Consider the following 19,053-nt stretch of genomic DNA (forward strand, 5'->3'; position numbering starts at 1 on the left):
AATCGACGAACGGCCCTCGACGCCGAACATTCGTCGGTATGCTTGCACGCGTCTAGATCAAGCCTTTCGTTGATTTTTCGTTTCTGCTCCTCGCGGTCATGGAGTGACGCATGCTCAAGCCCTCTCTTTTACTGTTCACGAGCCTGTTGTGGTGTTCGGTGGCCAGTGCGCAGATTTTCCAGCGTGAACTGGGGGACTTCGACCTCAAGCTCGGCACCACGCCCAGCCGCAGCATGGCCCAGGGTCTGGTCAAACCTTCGGCCACCGGCTCCTTTCACGGCGGCCTCGACCTCAGCCACGACAGCGGTTTCTACGTCGGCCAGTGGTCACCGAGCATGGGCTTGAGTCCGGGAAAAACCCTTGAAGTCGATTCCTACATGGGTTTTAAACAACCCTTCGATCAAACCCTGGGGTATGAAGTCGGGATGATTCATTACAGCTACCCGAGGGTGCAAACCCCCGATTCCCATGAACTCTTTGGCGGCCTGACATTGTTGGGCAGCCGATTCGGCGCCGCCTTCAGCAACGACCCGGACAAACAGAACAGCACCCTGTTCGCCGACCTGGGTGGCAATCAGCCGTTCGGCATCGGGATCAGCATGAAATACACCACCCACCAACTCAACACCCCCGTCTCGGTGGACGGAGGCTACGTGGGCAGTTTCACCGATTGGTCGCTGAAATTATCCCGACCGTTCATGGGCATCGACCTGGACCTGATCTACAGCGACTCCAGCCTCAGTGGCAGCGATTGCTCGGCCTATTCGGGGCGTAACGGTCAGTGCGACGGGCTGGTCACCCTCAAGGCCGAACGCGCGTTCTATTGATCGGCTGAACTGGCAGGCCCATCCTGCGTTCACATGAGAACCCAGGCTTTCGCAAGGACTCGCCCATGTCGCGCTGGTTGAAGTGTCTCGCCGTTGTCATCACCCTCAGTCTCGCCCTCGGTGCCTGCAGCCGGGTAGGCCTGGCCTATCGCAACCTCGACGTGATCATTCCCTGGACGCTCAGCGATTACCTGGACATGAACGGCGAACAGAAAGGCTGGTTCAACGAGCGCCTCAAGGAACACCTCACCTGGCACTGCACCACGCAACTGCCAGGCTACCTCGACTGGCTGGACCGCCTGCAGGGAATGGTCGCGAGCAACCAGGTCACGGACGCCGCCCTGCAAGCCCGCACTCAGGAAGCCAAGCAGGCGATAGCCCAGACCGCACGCGAGATCACGCCGTCGGCCATCGAGCTGTTGCAGGGGCTGAACGACCGGCAAGTCGCGGAGATGAACGAGGCCTTTGCCAAGGACCTGCGCAAGCGCCAGCAGGAATACCTCGAGCCCTCGCTCGACCAGCAGATCAAGGAACGCAGCGAACGCATGGAAAAACGCCTGAATGACTGGCTCGGGACTATCAGCCCGGTCCAGCAGCAGCGCGTGGTCAGTTGGTCGACCGCCCTGGGCGACCAGAACACCCAATGGATCGCCAACCGTGCCCATTGGCAGAAGCAGTTCAGCGCAGCCGTTGCACAACGCCAGAGTCCCGAATTCCCACAGAGAATCGAGACGCTTCTGGTGAATCGCGAGAGTTTATGGACACAGGACTATCGCAAGGCTTACGCCAACACCGAAGCCCAGGCGCGCAGCCTGATTGTGGACCTGATGGCGCAAAGTACGCCGACCCAGCGCCAGCGTTTGCAGAAGAAAATCGATGGGGTGCGCAAGGACTTCAATGATCTGAAGTGCCTGAAATCGGCCCAAGGCTGAGCACAACGACCCTCTGCGGGAACCAAGCCACTCGCGATAGCGCGGGCGCAGCCAACACTGATGTCGGCCGGATGCCCTCATCGCGAGCGGGCTCGCCCCCACAATGGATTCAACGACCCCAGGTGCATCAGGCAATCTGCGCCTTCGACGCCAGCTCATCAAACGTCACCTCATCCAGCGCATCGTCCTGCTCATCCAGCACCTGCCGCGGATGGTCATTGCCAGGGATACTGCTGTCGATCAGGCTCAACAACCTTGAACCGCGCATCGTCAGAATGTAGTTCGACCCCGTGCCGCCTTCTTCTTCGGGCCGAGGTTCGATGTAGCCGCGCTCGAGCAACAACTTTTCGTATTCACCCGCCACCGCTTTCAGATGATCCAGGTTTTCAGTCTGCTCACCCTCCGACGCTTTCTCCGCCGCGTACTGTTCCGCGTAGGGCCGTGGCGTGAAGCTTGCTGCGCCGTTCTGCACTTCGTGCAGCAGACGCTCAATCAAATCCCAGTTATAAGTCGTCATCCTGTTCAACCTCCAAAGCCCGTGAGTGTGATGGCCTTCATTGGTTGTGACCGGCTGCCGGGCCAGCCGTTCAGCCAGGTTTTTTGCCACGACCGACCGGCGGTATGTCGATCCCGGTGCGGTCCGAACGACTAGGCTGTGTCAGTCACCTCCCAGCGTTGCGCAGGAGTCAACCCGATGAACATTCAAAACCACCCGGTCGTGTCGCGAGAAGCATGGCTCGCGGCCCGCAAACAGCACCTGGCCCACGAAAAGGCCTTCACCCGGGAACGCGATAAACTCAGCGCCGAGCGGCGCGCCCTGCCCTGGGTGAAGATCGACAAGGACTATCGCTTTCAGGGCCCCCATGGCGAGCTGAAACTGGCCGACCTGTTCGGCGGTCGCAGTCAATTGGTCATCTACCACTTCATGTTTGCCGACGGCTGGGAGGAAGGCTGCCCAGGCTGCTCATTCCTGTCCGACCACATCGACGGTGCCAACCAGCACCTGGCCCATCATGAGGTCGCTGTCGTGGCGGTTTCCCACGCACCATTGGCTGAATTCCAGGGGTTCAGACAGCGCATGGGCTGGAAATTCGATTGGGTGTCGTCAGCAGGCTGTGATTTCAACTACGACTTTGGCGTCTCGGCCCGCGCGGAAGATGTCGCCGCTGGCAAAGCCACGTACAACTACGAAAAGACCGACGGTGCCGAAGAGGAGCTCCCCGGTCTGAGCGTGTTTTATCGCAATGAAGCAGGCGAGATCTTCCACACCTACTCCACTTACGCTCGCGGCCTCGACCTGCTGGTCGGCGCCTACAACTTCCTCGACCTGACGCCCAAAGGTCGCAATGAAGAACAAATCATGGAATGGGTACGGCATCACGATCGCTATGAAGACAAGACCGCCTCGAGCTGTTGTCACAGCGGGTAATCCAGGCAAACGGCGGAACTTTCATGGCCCGGGCGCCCTCAACCGATTGACCGCCCAAACGGAACCGAGGCCACGCCATGAAAAGCCTGCTGAACATCACCCTCGCCACCGCAGTCGCCTGCGCCCTGCCCGCCTGGGCCTGCACGCCCGAGGAAGCCACTGCCAAGCGCGAACAGCTCGCCCGTGAAGTCACCAAGCTCACCGAGCAGAATCCGGCCAAGGCCAAGGAGATCAACGACGAGCTGCAGAAGATGGACCTGGGCACGGCCAGTGCGGACCTGCCGGACAAATGCCAATTGATCGACCAGCGCCTGAAAGAATTGGGGTCGGCGGAAAAGAAAGCCGAGGGTTGATCGCTTCAAGCGAATTGCACGCCTAAAAAAACCGGACGTCTGTCCGGTTTTTTTAGGCGCGGGTGCGGGGCTTACTCAGCCGCCGGAGCCTGCGGTTTGCGACGCTTGAGCGGTGCCATGCCATCCTTGCTGACCAGCGACGGCACTTCGGCCTTCGGACGGTTGGCGCTCTTGCGCTTGGTCGGGGTCTTGGCGGCCACTTTTTTCTTGTCGCCCTTGGCGTCGGTCTTTTTCTTCTTAACCCCAACGGCTTTGCCCGAGGCCTTGACCTTTTTCGGCCCGCCGTAGGTGCCTTTGACTTCCTTGATGGTGCGACGCTCGAAGCTCTGCTTGAGGTAGCGCTCGATGCTCGACATCAGGTTCCAGTCGCCATGGCAGATCAGCGAGATCGCCAGGCCATCGTTGCCGGCGCGACCGGTGCGACCGATGCGGTGAACGTATTCGTCGCCGCTGCGCGGCATGTCGAAGTTGATCACCAGGTCCAGGCCGTCCACATCCAGGCCGCGGGCGGCAACGTCGGTGGCGACGAGGATTTTCACGCCGCCCTGCTTCAGGCGATCGATGGCCAGCTTGCGGTCCTTCTGGTCTTTTTCACCGTGCAGGACGAACGCCTTGTACTCCTGCGCCACCAGGCGACCGTAGATGCGGTCGGCCATGGCCCGGGTATTGGTGAAGATAATGGCCTTCTGGTAGGTCTCGTTGGCCAGCAACCAGTTCACGATCTGCTCTTTGTGCTGATTGTGGTCAGCGGTGATGATCTGCTGGCGGGTGGTTTCGTTCAGTTGGCTGACCGCGTTGAGCTGCAGGTGCTCAGGGTTGTTCAGGACCTTGGCGACCATCTCGCGCAAGCCCGAACCCCCGGTGGTGGCGGAGAACAGCATGGTTTGCTGGCGGTTGGCGCATTCGTCCACCAGACGCTGCACGTCATCGGCAAAGCCCATGTCGAGCATGCGGTCGGCTTCGTCGAGGACCAGCACTTCGACTTCTTTCAAGTCGAGGTTGCCGGCGTTCAACTGCTCGATCATCCGCCCCGGCGTCCCGATCAGGATGTCCGGCACCTTGCGCAACATCGCGGCCTGGACCTTGAAATCTTCACCGCCGGTGATCAGGCCGGACTTGATGAACGTGAACTGGGAAAAGCGTTCGACTTCCTTCAAGGTCTGCTGGGCCAGTTCACGGGTCGGCAGCAGGATCAGGGTCTTGATGCTGACACGGACTTTCGCCGGGCCGATCAGACGGTTGAGGATGGGCAAGACGAAAGCTGCGGTCTTGCCGCTGCCGGTTTGCGCCGTCACCCGCAGGTCACGCCCCTGGAGCGCGAGCGGAATAGCCGCTGCTTGCACAGGCGTAGGCTCGACAAATTTAAGCTCGGCCACAGCTTTGAGCAGGCGTTCGTGCAGGGCGAATTCGGAAAACACGGGTGCTACCTCGAAGAAATGCAAAAAATCAGCGGTATAGGTTACCGGTTTCGGGCCCGAAGTAGTAGGTCATCCGACTCATCATCCCCCTGGTCGAATCAACGCATCGAACCAACTCATATATCGGGCGCACGCTCGCAAACTATTTTAAATAAATTTCTAACAGCACCAACAACAGGCACATTGATTGATATTTACTCTAGCGAACTTTCATTTGATTTTATTTCTTATTGGCAATTGCCCGGAAAATAAAAATCAGATATCATGCGGCAAAAAATATTCTGCCTTGCTTACTATATAAAACAACGGATGCAAAGGGTATCGCCGGTGGAAATCGAATTTGTTAACCACGCTTCATTATTACTGGAAGAGAATGGTTGTTTTTTCCTGACTGACCCCTGGTATGTTTCCCCGGCGTTCGGCGGCTGGATTCAAAACCCGTCTCCCCGCACAACAACCATTAACAAGTTACTCTCAATCCCCACAAACAAACTCAATATCATCATCTCACATGGTCACGACGACCATCTCGATGATTTTTTTGTCCAGAAACATCTGGCTAATGCCACCTTCTACGTTCCAAAATTCAAGACCAATGGGCTGTCCAAGCGAATCGAGCGCCTCACAGGCCGTTACCCGATTGAGCTGACAGAGGAGCCCCATTATGTTGAAGGCGTGGAACTAAGGTGCTTCATTAACCCGGAGTTCACCGAGTACGACTCGGTTGTCAGCATCATATCCGAAAAGGACGCCGTTATTCATGCCAATGATAACTGGCACGAATATCCGCCCGCATTGATCAATGCACTCAACAACTGTCTTAAATCGACCCCTGTTGACAACCGTTATTTCTTCATCCAGTTTGGTATCGCCGACTGTTTCCCTCTGAACTATCCATCCTTTGATAAACACAGTGCGATGGATATTATTGAAACCCGCTTCAAGTCCTATCAAAAAGCAACTACCGCAAACCTCGAGCATCTAGGGCTTGCAAAAGGCTACTACTACGCAAACCAGTCGCTGTATCCCTATCCTGCATCGTGGGATGAAAAGTCCCTTTATGATCTGGCGCAGGATTTCTTGCGCAGCCACCCCGGACCATTCATTCAGTGCACCGCCGGGCTTAATATAAAAACAGGTCAGGTCGACGATATCAGCAGCGACAGCGAAGCTTTCTTCGACTACCTGCTGGGAAGGCTTGAGCAGTTCATCAACAATGCCGTGGGTGGTTCCATACCCGTCAAGCTGATGACTTCTTCAGCGAGTTATGAAGAAGGCACCGTCGGCTACGAAGCTTCACGACAGGTCTGGTCGAGAATATTGAATGCGGAACTGACGCTGGAAGCGATCATTATCGGTGGCATGGGACTCATCCACAGGCCTGATCAGAATATATCGAGCCTTCACGGCAAGGTTTCCAAGCTGGCCTACCTGATTCAAGGCAAACTCATTTCACGCGGCTTAAATTTTTTAATGGAAAGCAAATGAAAACCACCGACGGTCAACTGTTTTTCACTCCTACCGATCAGCACGATGCGTACGAAGAGCTGCGTGATGTTCACGGTCAGATTCAAACGCTCGCAGGCAAATTCTGGAACTGGCCTTCGGTCGCCACGCTGTCGAGACCGTCCCTGGCGCGCATCCTGAATCTCAATTTCCTCTACGATGAAATGCTCCCTGTCGCAGGGTCGATCTGCGAGTTTGGCGTCCACTATGGCAGCAGCCTGGCGACCCTGTTGAACCTCAGAGCCATCAAGGAACCCTACAATTACTCCAGGCATATTTTCGGTTTTGACACCTTCAGCGGGTTCGCTGGGGTTGACGCTAAAGATGGCGCACTCGTGAGTTCCGGAGACTTTCATGTCGAGCATGGATACGAAAACCTGTTGGAACGACTTCTTCAAGCCCAGGAGTCGCTGAGCCCCAACAATCACCTGAAGAAATTTTCCCTGATCAAGGGCGATGCTTCAGTGACCTCGAAGCAATGGCTCGAGGACAATCCTCACTCGCTCATTTCAATGGCCATTTTCGACATGGATATCTACAAACCTACCAGGGATGTACTCGAAGCCATCAAGCCAAGGCTCACAAAAGGGTCAATTGTGGTGTTCGACGAATTGAACTGCCCTCACTTCCCTGGCGAAACACAAGCCTTGCTTGAAGTGTTCGACATGAACACCATTCAGGTCTTGCGCTCGCCATTCCTGCCCTATACCTCGTACTTCCGCCTGTAACTTACAGCGCCTGAGCGCTCGCGATGGTGGTGTGCCGATCAGTCTCGGACACGACGCATCGCGAGCTGGCTCGCTCCCACAAGAAAGCGGCGTCAACTACATGATGTGTTTCTCGGCCTCCTGGCTATGGCTGGCACCCAGCACCGCGGGCAGTAACCCGGCCCGCAAGTCCCCCCCGCTCGGCTGCTGGTAAAGACTCAAGCCAAACTCCGGCAGCACCGCCAGCAAGTAATCGAAAATATCCCCCTGGATCCGCTCGTAATCGGCCCACACCGTGGTCCGGGTGAAGCAGTAAATCTCAAGGGGAATGCCCTGGGCGGTGGTCTGCATCTGCCGCACCATGCAGGTCATGTTCGGCTGGACCTCCGGATGGCTTTTCAGATAAGCCAGCGCATAGGCGCGAAAGGTGCCGATGTTGGTCATCCGTCGACGGTTGGCCGACATCGCCGCCACATTGCCCTGGGCTTCGTTCCAGGCCTTGAGTTCGGCCTGTTTGCGACTGATGTAGTCGGTCAGCAGGTGCACCTGGGACAGCCTCTGCTCTTCGTCATCGCGGATAAAGCGCACACCGCTGGCATCGATGAACAGGCTTCGTTTGATCCGGCGACCACCGGACTGCTGCATGCCGCGCCAGTTCCTGAACGACTCGGACATCAGGCGCCAGGTGGGGATGGAGACGATGGTCTTGTCGAAGTTCTGCACCTTGACGGTGTGCAACGTGATGTCCACCACGTCGCCGTCGGCACCCACCTGAGGCATCTCGATCCAGTCGCCGACCCGCAACATATCGTTGCTGGTCAGTTGCACGCTGGCGACGAACGACAGCAGCGTGTCCTTGTAGACCAACAGGATCACCGCCGACATGGCACCCAGACCCGACAACAGCAACAGAGGCGAACGATCGATCAGGGTGGCGACGATGATGATCGCACCGAAGACGTAAAGGACCATTTTCGTCAGTTGCACGTAGCCTTTGATCGAGCGGGTCCGGGCGTGTTCGGTGCGGGCGTAGATGTCCAGCAGCGCATTGAGCAGGGCGCTGACGGCCAGCAGCATGAACAGGATGGTGAACGCCAGCGCGACGTTGCCGAGGAACAGCAGGCTGGTCTTGCCCAGTTCCGGCACCAGATGCAGGCCGAACTGGATCAACAGCGGCGGGGTCATCTGTGCCAGGCGATGAAACACCTTGTTCTGCCGGAAGTCGTTGATCCAGTGCAGTGCCGGTTGACGGCCGAGCATTTTGGTCGCGTGCAGGATCAGGTAGCGCGCCACTCGTCCGAGGGCCAGCGCCACCACCAGCAATGTCAGCAGGCCGAGGCCCGAGCGCAGGAGCGGGTGCTGATCGAGCGCTCCCCAAAGGTCTTGGAGGTTGATCCAGAACTGTTGAATATCCATGGTAAACCGGTTCTTCCGTAGGGCGCGTCGAGCGATTAAAGCATTTAAGACGCCTTGGATGACATTTCAGACAATGGCCGACACACAACAGCCAGTGTCTTCACATCACCGGCACGTCGTAGCGCCGCTCCCACAGTGACTCAGTGTGCAGCGACCGGCTGGCGTACACCCAGCCGACTGATCCACACCGCCGCCAGAATCACCGACCCGCCCAACAGCAATCGCCCCAGTTCCTCATGTTGATTCCAGATCAGCAAATTGAGCAGCAGCCCCACGGGCACGTGCAGGTTGTTCATCACCGCCAGCGTGCCGCCATTGACCAGGCACGCGCCCTTGTTCCACCAGTACAACCCCAGTGCGGTCGAAACCAGGCCAAGGAATACCAGCACGCCCCATTGCAGCGGCGCTTCGGGCAGGAAGTTCTGTTTGCCGAACAGCAGAAACGCCGGCAAGGCCACCGCCAGTGCCCCCAGGTAGAAGTAACCGAAGCGCCGGTAATGCGGCAGGTCGCTCGGATGCCGCGCCACCAGATGCTTGTAGAGCACTTGCCCGGCGGCGTAGGTGAAATTGGCCAGTTGCAGCAGCAGGAACCCCATGAAGAAATCCGGGTTGATGCGGTCATAGCGAATCACCGCCGCCCCCATCACTGCCACCAGTGCGGCGACCAGGGCCCAGGGATTGAAACGCCGGTTCAGTGCGTCTTCGATCAAGGTCACATGCAGCGGCGTAAGAATGGTGAACAGCAGCACTTCGGGCACGGTCAGCACCCGGAAGCTGAGGTACAGGCAGACGTAGGTCACGCCAAACTGCAACGCGCCGATCAGCAGCATGCCGCGCATGAACGCCGGCTCCACCGAGCGCCAGCGTGTCAGGGGAATGAACACCAGCCCCGCCAGCAAAACCCGCACCAGCACCGCAAAGTAACTGTCGACATGACCGGCCAGGTATTCGCCGATCAGACTGAAGGAAAACGCCTGGATCAGCGTGACAAAAAGTAGATAGCCCATGTTCGCCTCGTTTGGAATGGCGGCGACGATAGCGGTTTTTATCAAGGATCGCGAGAACACCTGGAACACTGTGGGAGCGAGCCTGCTCGCGATAGCGTTATGTCAGAAAATGAAGGGCGACTGACACAGGGCAATCGCGAACAGGCTCGCTCCCACAGGAGGCATCGGTAAATCGGCAAATCCCAGGCAAAAAAAAAGCCCGATCTCGCTGATGCGTACAATCGGGCGGCAGCACTCAGGAGCAACCAGTGCAAAGGGAGGTTCGATGCGCGTGAAACCTTGAAGGGGATTCGCCAGACCATTTGACCCTCAAGGGATTATCTGGCGATTAAAGCTCAAGCCACCTGGGCGAGTTTGGCGTTGGCCTGGTTCAGGCCCTTCTCCTGGAAGTCGCCACCCAGGTTCATGCCTTCGGCATGGATGAAGGTCACGTCGTGGATGCCGATGAAACCCATGACCTGACGCAGGTACGGTTCCTGATGGTCCGCCGGGCCACCGGCGTAGATCCCGCCGCGAGCCGTCAACACGTAGGCACGCTTGCCGCTGAGCAGGCCTTGCGGGCCGGTGTCAGTGTACTTGAAGGTCACGCCGGCACGCAGCACATGGTCGAGCCAGGCCTTCAGGGTGCTCGGGATGGCGAAGTTGTACATCGGTGCGGCCAGGACCAGTACATCGGCGGCCAACACTTCATCGGTCAGTTGATTGGAACGCTCCAGGGACGCCTGTTCGATCTCGCTGCGCAGCTCGGCGGATTTCATCCAGCCGCCCAGCAGGTTGATGTCCAGGTGCGGCACCGGGTTGACGGCCAGGTCGCGGACGGTGATCGGGTCTTGCGGATGCGCGGCTTTCCACTGGCTGATGAAGGTCTGGGTCAGTTGACGCGAAACCGAGTCTTGCTGACGGGCGCTGCTTTCGATGATCAGAACGCGGGACATGGGATGTAGCCTCCATCTGAGAATGCTGTAAGTCGATGGAGTGAAGGTTAAACAGAGTTATATCGATGAAAAAGCGCAAATAACTGCTACAACCCATCAATAAATTCGTTTATAAGCTGAGCATGCCCTGTGGGAGGCAACCGGCTCCCACAGGACCCGAGGCTATTTCGGGGTACAGGTCAGCTTGATGCGCATCTTGATGATGGAGCGGTTGAACTTGGCAGTCGCGGTCTTGTGCTTGCCGGCAGCCACTTCGATGTTGCGAGTGCGTGGCGCCTCCGGACCATTATTGAAGACGACCTTGCACGATGCATCGGTGGTGCCGTAGTTGTTCACCTGGATAGAGGCGATGTCGGTATCCGTGTCGTTGGCGTTGTAGTCGATGCTCAGGCCGTTCAGCTGTTTTTGCACATCGATCGGGTAGGCAAACGCCGTCAATGGCAACAACGCCAGGACCAGACAACACAATTTTTTCATTCGGCAGTCTCCAATAGGGACCGCCAGCTTAGGACAAGAGGAGCTCAACATGAAAGCGCCCCGCGTGACCCTTGATCAATGGCGAACGCTGCAGGCCGTGGTCGACCACGGCGGCTTCGCCCAGGCCGCTGAAGCGCTGCACCGCTCGCAATCGTCAGTCAGCTACACCGTGGCCCGCATGCAGGACCAGCTCGGCGTGCCGTTGCTGCGGATCGACGGCCGCAAAGCCGTGTTGACCGAAGCCGGCGGCGTGCTGCTGCGCCGTTCCCGGCAACTGGTGAAACAGGCCAGCCAGCTGGAAGACCTCGCGCACCACATGGAGCAAGGCTGGGAGGCGGAAGTGCGGCTGGTGGTGGACGCTGCCTACCCGAGCGCCCGCCTCGTCCGCGCCTTGACCGCGTTCATGCCGCAAAGCCGTGGCTGCCGCGTGCGCCTGCGCGAGGAAGTGTTGTCGGGTGTGGAAGAGGTCCTGCTCGAAGGCGTGGCGGACCTGGCGATCACCGGCTTCAGCATTCCGGGCTATCTGGGCACGGAATTGAGTGACGTCGAGTTCGTCGCCGTCGCCCACCCCGAGCACGCCCTGCACCGTTTGAACCGCGAGCTGAACTTCCAGGACCTGGAAAGCCAGATGCAAGTGGTGATCCGCGACTCCGGCCGCCAGCAGCCTCGGGATGTCGGCTGGCTCGGCGCCGAGCAGCGCTGGACGGTCGGCAGCCTGGCCACGGCGGCGACGTTCGTCAGCAGCGGACTGGGTTTTGCCTGGCTGCCCCGGCACATGATCGAGCGGGAACTCAGGGAAGGTTCGCTCAAGCTGCTACCGTTGGATAAGGGCGGCAGCCGCAATCCGAGCTTCTACCTGTATTCGAACAAGGACAAACCGCTGGGGCCGGCGACGCAAATCCTCATCGACCTGCTGCGCAACTTCGACACCGCGCCGCTGGACGCACCGTTCGCCGCCCCCGAACAAGCCTGACACGGAGTGAACCGATGGCCTATTTCGAACATGAAGGTTGCCACCTGCACTACGAGGAATATGGCCACGGCCAACCGCTGCTGCTGGTCCATGGCCTGGGTTCCAGCACCCTGGACTGGGAAATGCAGATCCCGGCACTGTCCGCCCGCTATCGGGTGATCGTGCCCGATGTGCGCGGCCACGGACGCTCGGACAAACCCCGCGAACGCTACAGCATCGCCGGATTCAGTGCCGACCTGATCGCCCTGATCGAGCATTTGAATCTGGGCCCGGTGCATTATGTGGGCCTGTCCATGGGCGGCATGATCGGTTTTCAACTGGCGGTGGACCAACCGCAATTGCTCAAGAGCCTGTGCATCGTCAACAGCGCGCCACAGGTCAAGCTGCGCAGCCGCGACGACTACTGGCAGTGGTTCAAGCGCTGGAGCCTGATGCGGGTGCTGAGCCTGGGCACCATCGGCCGGGCCTTGGGGGCCAAGCTGTTCCCGAAACCGGAGCAGGCCCGGTTACGTGAAAAGATGGCCGAACGCTGGGCAAAAAACGACAAACGTGCTTATCTCGCCAGCTTCGACGCCATCGTTGGCTGGGGTGTTCAGGAACGACTGTCCAGGGTGTCCTGTCCAACCCTCATCGTCAGCGCCGACCGTGACTACACACCGGTCTCGCTGAAGGAGACGTACGTCAAACTGCTACCCGATGCGCGGCTGGTGGTGATCGCCGATTCACGCCACGCCACCCCGCTGGATCAACCGCAACGTTTCAATCAAACCCTGCTCGAGTTTCTCACCGCAGTCGACACCACTTCAATCAGGATCACTGACCCATGCTGAAAAAAATCGCCCTCGTCGCCGGCTCCGTTCTGTTTGCCGCCAACCTGATGGCCGCCACGCCTGCCAAGGCGCCACACGTGCTGCTGGACACCACCAATGGCCAGATCGAAATCGAACTGGACCCGGTCAAGGCACCGATCAGTACCAAGAACTTCCTTGAATACGTCGACAGCGGCTTCTACAACAGCACGATTTTCCACCGCGTGATTCCGGGCTTCATGGTCCAGGGCGGCGGTTTCACCCAGCAGATGCAGCAAAAAGACACCAAGGCGCCGATCCAGAACGAGTCGAAAAACGGCCTGCACAACGTGCGTGGCACACTGTCCATGGCCCGCACCTCGAACCCGAACTCGGCCACCAGCCAGTTCTTCATCAACGTCAAGGACAACGATTTCCTCGACCAGGGTGATGGCTACGCGGTGTTCGGCAAAGTCGTGAAGGGCATGGACGTCGTCGACATCATCGTCAACTCGCCAACCACCGTCCGTGGTGGCATGAAGGATGTGCCTGCCGACCCTGTGTTCATCAAGTCGGCCAAGCGCATCGACTGAGAACCACGCGCACAGGGATGTGGAGCGGGCGCCGGTCACGGCGCCGCTCTCAGCGTTTGAAGAAGAGCCCGTTCGCGGGCGGAGAAGCAATGCTTTATCGCCGTTTTGAACAACTGATCGATGTCTTCCGTGACGCTCCGACGGCGGCGCCGCCGGACCGTGTTTTCCCCTTCTACACCTATTACCTGAAGCAGGTCTGGCCGAGCTTTGCCGCCCTGCTGACCGTTGGCCTGTTCGGTGCGCTGATCGAAGTGGCGCTGTTCAGCTACCTGAGCCGTATCATCGACCTGGCCCAGGGCACGCCCAACGTCAACTTCTTCAAGGACCACGGCCTCGAGCTGGCCTGGATGGCCGTGGTGGCGCTGGTCCTGCGCCCGGTGTTCGTGGGCCTGCATGACCTGCTGGTGCACCAGACGCTGAGCCCGAGCATGACCAGCCTGATCCGCTGGCAGAACCACAGCTACGTGCTCAAACAGAGCCTGAACTTCTTCCAGAACGACTTCGCCGGGCGCATCGCCCAACGCATCATGCAGACCGGCAACTCCCTGCGCGATTCCGCCGTGCAGGCGGTGGACGCCCTCTGGCACGTGTTGATCTACGCGATCAGTTCGCTGGTGCTGTTCGCCGAAGCCGACTGGCGCCTGATGATTCCGTTGTTGAGCTGGATCGCCGCCTACATCGGCGCGCTCTACTACTTCGTGCCCCGGGTCAAGGAGCGCTCGGTGGTGTCCTCGGATGCGCGCTCCAAGCTGATGGGCCGCATCGTCGACGGCTACACCAATATCACCACGCTGAAGCTGTTTGCCCACACCAACTCCGAGCAGCAGTACGCCCGGGAAGCGATCGAGGAACAGACCGTCAAAGCCCAGTTGGCCGGCCGCGTGGTCACCAGCATGGACGTGGTCATCACCAGCATGAACGGCCTGCTGATCGTCACCACCACCGGCCTGGCGCTGTGGCTGTGGACGCAGTCGCTGATCACCGTGGGCGCCATCGCCCTGGCCACCGGCCTGGTGATTCGTATCGTCAACATGTCCGGGTGGATCATGTGGGTGGTCACCGGCATCTTCGAAAACATCGGCATGGTCCAGGACGGTTTGCAGACCATCTCGCAACCGGTCAGCGTCACCGACCGCGAAGAAGCCAAGCCGTTGGCCGTGGCCCGTGGCGAAGTGCGCTTCGAGCACGTGGATTTTCACTACGGCAAGAAAAGCGGGATCATCGGCGACCTCAACCTGACGATCAGACCCGGTGAGAAAATCGGCCTGATCGGCCCGTCCGGCGCCGGTAAATCGACTCTGGTCAACCTGCTGCTGCGCCTCTACGACGTGCAGGGTGGGCAGATCCTCATCGACGGCCAGAACATCGCCGAGGTCGGCCAGGAGAGCCTGCGTGCGCGCATCGGCATGATCACCCAGGACACCTCGCTGCTGCACCGTTCGATCCGCGACAACCTGCTCTATGGCAAACCCGATGCCACCGACGCCGAACTCTGGGAGGCGGTGCACAAGGCCCGCGCCGACGAGTTCATCCCGTTGCTGTCGGACGCCGAAGGGCGTATCGGCTTCGATGCCCATGTCGGTGAACGCGGGGTCAAGCTTTCCGGTGGCCAACGGCAACGGATCGCCATCGCCCGGGTGCTGCTCAAGGACGCGCCGATCCTGATCATGGACGAAGCCACCTCGGCGCTGGATTCGGAAGTCGAAGCCGCGATCCAGGAGAGCCTGGAAACCCTGATGCAAGGCAAGACCGTGATCGCCATCGCCCACCGCCTCTCGACCATTGCCCGCATGGACCGGCTGGTGGTCCTGGAAAAAGGCCGGATCGCGGAAATGGGCACCCACGCCGAACTGCTGGCCCACGGCGGGCTGTATGCACGGTTATGGCAGCACCAGACGGGTGGGTTCGTCGGGATCGATTGATGGGTGGGAGCGAGCCTGCTCGCGATGAGGGCGTGCCAGTCAATGGCCATGCTGCCTGGCACAGCGCTATCGTCGGAACGCCGCCCGGAGCCGGCTCGCCCGCACAGGATTTGAACCATGAAAAACCGCCACAGCCCTTTGATACAGGGCCCTGGCGGTTTTTTTTGGGCACTGGAAATCTGCACGAATCGTGCTGTACTCAGCGCAGGTTCTGGAGATGAACCTGTCGTAATTCTGCAGGATGCACAACTCGATACAGTCTCGATAGCAAGCCTATCAAGGACACTCTCATGTCTCTGTTCAAACGTTCAGTCACTGAGTTGTTAGGTACGTTCTGGCTGGTGTTGGGGGGTTGCGGCAGTGCGGTCCTGGCCGCGTCGTCTCCGCTGGGAATCGGGGTGCTGGGCGTAGCCCTGGCGTTTGGCCTGACAGTCCTGACCATGGCCTTCGCCATTGGCCACATCTCCGGCTGCCACCTGAACCCCGCCGTCTCGGTGGGCCTGTCCGTGGGGGGGCGTTTTCCCGCGCGGGAACTGCCTGCCTACATCGTCGCCCAGGTGATCGGCGCGATCATTGCCGCCGCGCTGATCTACTACATCGCCAGCGGCAAGGAAGGGTTCGACCTCTCTGCCGGCCTTGCCTCCAACGGCTATGGCGAACACTCCCCCGGTAAATACTCGATGGCCGCCGGCTTCGTCTGCGAGCTGGTGATGACGGCGATGTTCGTGCTGATCATCCTCGGCGCCACCGACAAGCGCGCACCGGCGGGGCTGGCACCGATCGCCATCGGACTGGCCCTGACCCTGATTCACCTGATCTCGATTCCCGTCACCAACACCTCGGTCAACCCGGCCCGCAGCACCGGCCCTGCCCTGATCGTCGGTGGCTGGGCCGTCGCGCAATTGTGGATGTTCTGGGTCGCGCCGCTGCTCGGTGCGGTGATCGGTGGCGTGACCTATCGATGGCTGGGCAAGGAAGGCACTTAAGCCTGCGGACTCCGGGGCGAGGATCAGCCTTGGCGATAAGGCAAGGCGATCCGCGCTTCCTCGGCGTAGGCCAGGACGCCCAGGCGCTCCTGTTGCAGGAAGTCCTTGACCGCCGCCTTCAGGCCCGGGTGGCGCAGGTAGTGCCACGAATGGGTGATCACCGGCTCGAAGCCGCGAATCAGCTTGTGCTCGCCCTGCGCGCCGGCATCGAAACGCTGGAAGCCGTTGGCGATCGCGTAGTCCATGCCCTGATAGAAACAGGTCTCGAAATGCAGGCGGTCGAATTCCGCCAGGCAACCCCAGTAGCGACCGTAGAAACTGTCGCCACCGACCAGGCTGAAAGCCATCGCCACCGGCCGTGAGCCTTGCCTGGCCAGCACCACGCGAATGGCCTCGGGCATGCGCTCGGCCAACAGGCTGAAGAACGCCCGGGTCAGGTAAGGCCGTTGCCGGCGCACCGCGTAGGTATTGGCGTAGCAGGCATAAACGAAATCCCACTGCGCCTCGTCCAGTTGCCGGCCTTCCAGCCATTCGAAGTCAAAGCCCTGCCCCGCCACCTGCTCACGCTCCTTGCGCATCTGTTTGCGCTTGCGTGAACTGAGGGCATCGAGGAAGTCCTGGAAATCCCCATAACCGCGATTCTGCCAATGGTACTGACAGCCAATGCGCTGCAACCAGCCGGGCTGTTCGGCCAGCGCGGCGTCGGTGAACGGGTCGGTGAAATTGATGTGCGCACTGGAGAGCGCTTCGATCTCCAGGTAGCCGGGCACACTCTTGAGCAACTCGAAACCGTCCTCGAGCGTGGCCGCCAGCAAACGTGGCCCGCTGACCGGGCTGAACGGCACGGCAGTCAACAGCTTCGGGTAGTAGTCGATGCCGGCGCGTTCACAGGCGTCCGCCCAGGCGTGATCGAACACGTACTCGCCGTAGGAATGCCATTTGCGGTAACTGGGCAACGCCGCGACCAGGCGGTCGCCATCCATGTGCAGCAAATGCTCGGGCTGCCAGCCGGAGTGCGCACCGACACTGCCACTGTCTTCCAGCGCACTGAGAAAGGCGTGGCGCAGGAACGGCTGGGTCTGCGGCACCAGGTCATCCCAGGCATGCGGGGCTATTTCCGACAGCTTGTGCAGACGTTGCAACGGCATTGAATCCTCTCCACTACGCGGTTTAGAGCGCTGCAAGTATCGCTTATCGCCGTGAATTCCACACCTCGGGAATGGCCGACAAACGTGCGAAAAAAAAGTTCAAGGCGCCTCCGAATCGTCATCGACACGCCATCACATTGCCACTGCTTTGTCATAAACCATCGCGATACTGGCGCCAGTTTTTAGAGCGCCGGGTTCTAACCCGGTCACTGTTTTCCGTCCTTCCACGGTCGGTTGTGCCCTGGATGACCCCGTCATCCTCTCTCATCCTTCGGAGATTGATATGCGTCTTGCTTCCACGAAAACTGCGGCGGCCCTGTGTGGCGGCCTGCTGCTGGCCATGAGTGTACCGGCCAGCGCCGCAGTCGACGCCAAACTGCTCGACATGCTCAAGGCTAACGGCTCGATTACCAACGCGCAGTACAGCGAACTGCAAGCCGAACTGGCCCGGGATCAGAAAGAACAGCAAATCGCTCGCCAGGCTCAACAAGAGACCAATGAGCAGATCGCAGCGACCGCCAAGAAAACCAACGAGCTGAGTTCCTTCGACCAGAAACTGGCGTGGGCTGCCAAGACCCAGTTCAAGGGTGACGTGCGTTTCCGTCAGGAAACCGTGAAGAACGACGGTGTTTCGAACAACCGCGACCAGGATCGTCAGCGCGTTCGTGCCCGCCTGGGGGCCTACACCGAGATCAACCCGCAAGTCGACACCGGTATCCGTATTGCCACCGGTAACAACGACGACGCGCGTTCCACCAACCAGAGTCTGGATAACTACTTCGACAAGAAGTCGATCTGGCTGGACCAGGGTTACGTCGACTACCACCCTGACTTCGCCAAGAACCTGCACATCGTTGGCGGCAAGATGCCACAGCAATGGGTGAGCATGGGCGACATCATCTGGGATAGCGACATCAGCCCGGAAGGTCTGTCCCTGTCCTATAAATACCCCCTGGGCTCCACCGCCGAACTGTTCGGTAGCGCCGGCCACTACACCCTCAAGGACAACGTCGATGGCGACGGCGTGCAGTTCAAACACGACCTGCGCCTGTACGCCGGCCAGTTGGGCGCGCGCTTTGCGATTACCGACAACCTGAAACTGACCCTGGGTGGCAGCGTCTACGGCTACGACAACGACGACGACATCACCGCCGGCGGCACCAGCATCCCATCGGTCCTGGCCACCAACGGCAACACCCCGAACGAACAGTTCAAATTGTACGAAGGCTTTGGTCAGCTCGACATCGGCGGCCTGCCCATGCCGCTGTCGCTGTACGGTCAGATCGTCAACAACAAGGACGCCAGCAACGACCAGGACACAGGCTGGCTGGCCGGCGTGAAGACCAAGTTCTACGGCTTCGGCGTGGACTACAACTATCGCGACGTGCAGCGTAACGCCGTGGTCGGTGCCTTCACCGACTCCGACTTCGCCAACGGTTTCACCGGTTCGCGTGGCAGCAAGCTGAAAGTGAACTACGAGCTGGACAAGAACTTCGCCCTTGGCGCGACGTACTTCATGGCGAAGTCCGACTACACCAACGCCACCCTGCGGGACTCGAAGATCAACACCCTGCAACTGGATGCTGAAGCCAAGTTCTGATCCCCGCTACACGACTCGGGCAGGGAAGCCTGAGCT

The 19,053-nt window shown here is 59.5% G+C and carries 18 protein-coding genes and 1 pseudogene; 12 read left to right on the plus strand and 7 right to left on the minus strand.

Features of this window, described 5'->3' with window-relative positions; all coding sequences use genetic code 11:
* The first annotated feature begins 110 nt into the window (after window positions 1–110).
* Together IB249_RS04055 and IB249_RS04060 are read left to right on the plus strand one after the other, a co-directional pair.
* Window positions 111–827 carry a TorF family putative porin gene (locus IB249_RS04055; RefSeq protein ID WP_192302215.1) on the plus strand — a complete coding sequence of 239 codons (717 nt, stop codon included), beginning with the start codon at window positions 111–113 and terminating at the stop codon, window positions 825–827.
* A 65-nt stretch (window positions 828–892) separates the two neighbouring features.
* On the plus strand, window positions 893–1,759 hold the full coding sequence (locus tag IB249_RS04060) for a DUF6279 family lipoprotein (RefSeq protein ID WP_192302216.1): 867 nt from the start codon (window positions 893–895) through the stop codon (window positions 1,757–1,759).
* A 127-nt stretch (window positions 1,760–1,886) separates the two neighbouring features.
* Here the strand turns inward: IB249_RS04060 and IB249_RS04065 are convergent, their stop codons facing one another.
* Complete coding sequence (locus IB249_RS04065) at window positions 1,887–2,276, minus strand: transcriptional regulator (protein ID WP_192302847.1); 390 nt, start codon at window positions 2,274–2,276, stop codon at window positions 1,887–1,889.
* Between the two features lie 177 nt (window positions 2,277–2,453).
* On the opposite strand from IB249_RS04065, the gene IB249_RS04070 reads away from it, so the two are divergent.
* Both IB249_RS04070 and IB249_RS04075 read left to right on the plus strand, forming a co-directional pair.
* On the plus strand, window positions 2,454–3,188 hold the full coding sequence (locus IB249_RS04070) for a DUF899 domain-containing protein (protein WP_192302217.1): 735 nt from the start codon (window positions 2,454–2,456) through the stop codon (window positions 3,186–3,188).
* 77 nt (window positions 3,189–3,265) lie between these two features.
* A complete protein-coding gene (locus IB249_RS04075) occupies window positions 3,266–3,541 on the plus strand; it encodes a hypothetical protein (RefSeq protein WP_192302218.1) in 276 nt (91 codons plus the stop codon).
* A gap of 71 nt (window positions 3,542–3,612) precedes the next feature.
* Here the strand turns inward: IB249_RS04075 and IB249_RS04080 are convergent, their stop codons facing one another.
* Window positions 3,613–4,959 carry a DEAD/DEAH box helicase gene (locus tag IB249_RS04080; RefSeq protein ID WP_192302219.1) on the minus strand — a complete coding sequence of 449 codons (1,347 nt, stop codon included), beginning with the start codon at window positions 4,957–4,959 and terminating at the stop codon, window positions 3,613–3,615.
* Between the two features lie 327 nt (window positions 4,960–5,286).
* Between IB249_RS04080 and IB249_RS04085 the strand changes: the two genes are divergently transcribed.
* On the plus strand, window positions 5,287–6,447 hold the full coding sequence (locus tag IB249_RS04085; protein ID WP_192302220.1) for an MBL fold metallo-hydrolase: 1,161 nt from the start codon (window positions 5,287–5,289) through the stop codon (window positions 6,445–6,447).
* Entirely contained in the window at window positions 6,444–7,193 is a 750-nt protein-coding gene (locus tag IB249_RS04090; protein ID WP_192302221.1) for a class I SAM-dependent methyltransferase, read from the plus strand. The genes IB249_RS04085 and IB249_RS04090 overlap by 4 nt, the downstream gene beginning before the upstream one ends.
* A gap of 96 nt (window positions 7,194–7,289) precedes the next feature.
* On the opposite strand, the gene IB249_RS04095 is transcribed toward IB249_RS04090, so the two are convergent.
* The 4 genes from IB249_RS04095 to IB249_RS04110 all read right to left on the minus strand — a co-directional run bounded on the left by IB249_RS04095 (window position 7,290) and on the right by IB249_RS04110 (window position 11,007).
* The gene (locus IB249_RS04095; RefSeq protein WP_192302222.1) at window positions 7,290–8,588 is read right to left on the minus strand and encodes a mechanosensitive ion channel family protein; all 1,299 of its coding nucleotides are present in this window, start codon (window positions 8,586–8,588) and stop codon (window positions 7,290–7,292) included.
* 140 nt (window positions 8,589–8,728) lie between these two features.
* Entirely contained in the window at window positions 8,729–9,595 is an 867-nt protein-coding gene (locus IB249_RS04100) for a carboxylate/amino acid/amine transporter (RefSeq protein WP_192302223.1), read from the minus strand.
* A gap of 335 nt (window positions 9,596–9,930) precedes the next feature.
* Window positions 9,931–10,530, minus strand: coding sequence for an FMN-dependent NADH-azoreductase (locus tag IB249_RS04105; protein ID WP_192302224.1), 600 nt, complete (start codon window positions 10,528–10,530; stop codon window positions 9,931–9,933).
* A 162-nt stretch (window positions 10,531–10,692) separates the two neighbouring features.
* Window positions 10,693–11,007: a 3-phosphoglycerate kinase gene (locus IB249_RS04110; protein ID WP_192302225.1), complete on the minus strand. Its 315-nt coding sequence runs from the start codon at window positions 11,005–11,007 to the stop codon at window positions 10,693–10,695.
* A gap of 49 nt (window positions 11,008–11,056) precedes the next feature.
* Between IB249_RS04110 and IB249_RS04115 the strand changes: the two genes are divergently transcribed.
* From IB249_RS04115 to aqpZ, 5 genes and pseudogenes are all read left to right on the plus strand, one after another.
* Window positions 11,057–11,980 carry a LysR family transcriptional regulator gene (locus tag IB249_RS04115; protein ID WP_192302226.1) on the plus strand — a complete coding sequence of 308 codons (924 nt, stop codon included), beginning with the start codon at window positions 11,057–11,059 and terminating at the stop codon, window positions 11,978–11,980.
* 14 nt (window positions 11,981–11,994) lie between these two features.
* A pseudogene (locus tag IB249_RS04120) lies at window positions 11,995–12,800 on the plus strand (alpha/beta fold hydrolase).
* Between the two features lie 3 nt (window positions 12,801–12,803).
* Window positions 12,804–13,361: a peptidylprolyl isomerase gene (locus IB249_RS04125; RefSeq protein ID WP_192302228.1), complete on the plus strand. Its 558-nt coding sequence runs from the start codon at window positions 12,804–12,806 to the stop codon at window positions 13,359–13,361.
* A gap of 89 nt (window positions 13,362–13,450) precedes the next feature.
* Entirely contained in the window at window positions 13,451–15,283 is a 1,833-nt protein-coding gene (locus IB249_RS04130) for an ABC transporter ATP-binding protein (RefSeq protein ID WP_192302229.1), read from the plus strand.
* A 290-nt stretch (window positions 15,284–15,573) separates the two neighbouring features.
* Complete coding sequence (gene aqpZ / locus IB249_RS04135) at window positions 15,574–16,269, plus strand: aquaporin Z (protein WP_192302230.1); 696 nt, start codon at window positions 15,574–15,576, stop codon at window positions 16,267–16,269.
* Between the two features lie 23 nt (window positions 16,270–16,292).
* Here aqpZ and IB249_RS04140 read toward each other — a convergent pair whose 3' ends face one another.
* Window positions 16,293–17,417, minus strand: coding sequence for a GNAT family N-acetyltransferase (locus IB249_RS04140; RefSeq protein WP_192302231.1), 1,125 nt, complete (start codon window positions 17,415–17,417; stop codon window positions 16,293–16,295).
* 283 nt (window positions 17,418–17,700) lie between these two features.
* Here IB249_RS04140 and IB249_RS04145 point away from each other — a divergent pair, with 283 nt between their 5' ends.
* Window positions 17,701–19,017: a putative porin gene (locus tag IB249_RS04145; protein WP_192302232.1), complete on the plus strand. Its 1,317-nt coding sequence runs from the start codon at window positions 17,701–17,703 to the stop codon at window positions 19,015–19,017.
* The last annotated feature ends 36 nt before the right edge of the window (window positions 19,018–19,053 follow it).

Source organism: Pseudomonas sp. PDM04 (assembly GCF_014851765.1).
GTDB lineage: Bacteria > Pseudomonadota > Gammaproteobacteria > Pseudomonadales > Pseudomonadaceae > Aquipseudomonas.

What these genes read in the sequence shown, in the direction of transcription:
- IB249_RS04105 (WP_192302224.1), bottom strand. Translation starts at nt 10,530, where the DNA reads ATGTCCCGCGTTCTGATCATCGAAAGCAGCGCCCGTCAGCAAGACTCG.
- IB249_RS04065 (WP_192302847.1), bottom strand. Translation starts at nt 2,276, where the DNA reads ATGACGACTTATAACTGGGATTTGATTGAGCGTCTGCTGCACGAAGTG.
- aqpZ (WP_192302230.1), top strand. Translation starts at nt 15,574, where the DNA reads ATGTCTCTGTTCAAACGTTCAGTCACTGAGTTGTTAGGTACGTTCTGG.
- IB249_RS04140 (WP_192302231.1), bottom strand. Translation starts at nt 17,417, where the DNA reads ATGCCGTTGCAACGTCTGCACAAGCTGTCGGAAATAGCCCCGCATGCC.
- IB249_RS04125 (WP_192302228.1), top strand. Translation starts at nt 12,804, where the DNA reads ATGCTGAAAAAAATCGCCCTCGTCGCCGGCTCCGTTCTGTTTGCCGCC.
- IB249_RS04110 (WP_192302225.1), bottom strand. Translation starts at nt 11,007, where the DNA reads ATGAAAAAATTGTGTTGTCTGGTCCTGGCGTTGTTGCCATTGACGGCG.
- IB249_RS04070 (WP_192302217.1), top strand. Translation starts at nt 2,454, where the DNA reads ATGAACATTCAAAACCACCCGGTCGTGTCGCGAGAAGCATGGCTCGCG.
- IB249_RS04100 (WP_192302223.1), bottom strand. Translation starts at nt 9,595, where the DNA reads ATGGGCTATCTACTTTTTGTCACGCTGATCCAGGCGTTTTCCTTCAGT.
- IB249_RS04055 (WP_192302215.1), top strand. Translation starts at nt 111, where the DNA reads ATGCTCAAGCCCTCTCTTTTACTGTTCACGAGCCTGTTGTGGTGTTCG.
- IB249_RS04115 (WP_192302226.1), top strand. Translation starts at nt 11,057, where the DNA reads ATGAAAGCGCCCCGCGTGACCCTTGATCAATGGCGAACGCTGCAGGCC.
- IB249_RS04095 (WP_192302222.1), bottom strand. Translation starts at nt 8,588, where the DNA reads ATGGATATTCAACAGTTCTGGATCAACCTCCAAGACCTTTGGGGAGCG.
- IB249_RS04130 (WP_192302229.1), top strand. Translation starts at nt 13,451, where the DNA reads ATGCTTTATCGCCGTTTTGAACAACTGATCGATGTCTTCCGTGACGCT.
- IB249_RS04060 (WP_192302216.1), top strand. Translation starts at nt 893, where the DNA reads ATGTCGCGCTGGTTGAAGTGTCTCGCCGTTGTCATCACCCTCAGTCTC.
- IB249_RS04075 (WP_192302218.1), top strand. Translation starts at nt 3,266, where the DNA reads ATGAAAAGCCTGCTGAACATCACCCTCGCCACCGCAGTCGCCTGCGCC.
- IB249_RS04090 (WP_192302221.1), top strand. Translation starts at nt 6,444, where the DNA reads ATGAAAACCACCGACGGTCAACTGTTTTTCACTCCTACCGATCAGCAC.
- IB249_RS04145 (WP_192302232.1), top strand. Translation starts at nt 17,701, where the DNA reads ATGCGTCTTGCTTCCACGAAAACTGCGGCGGCCCTGTGTGGCGGCCTG.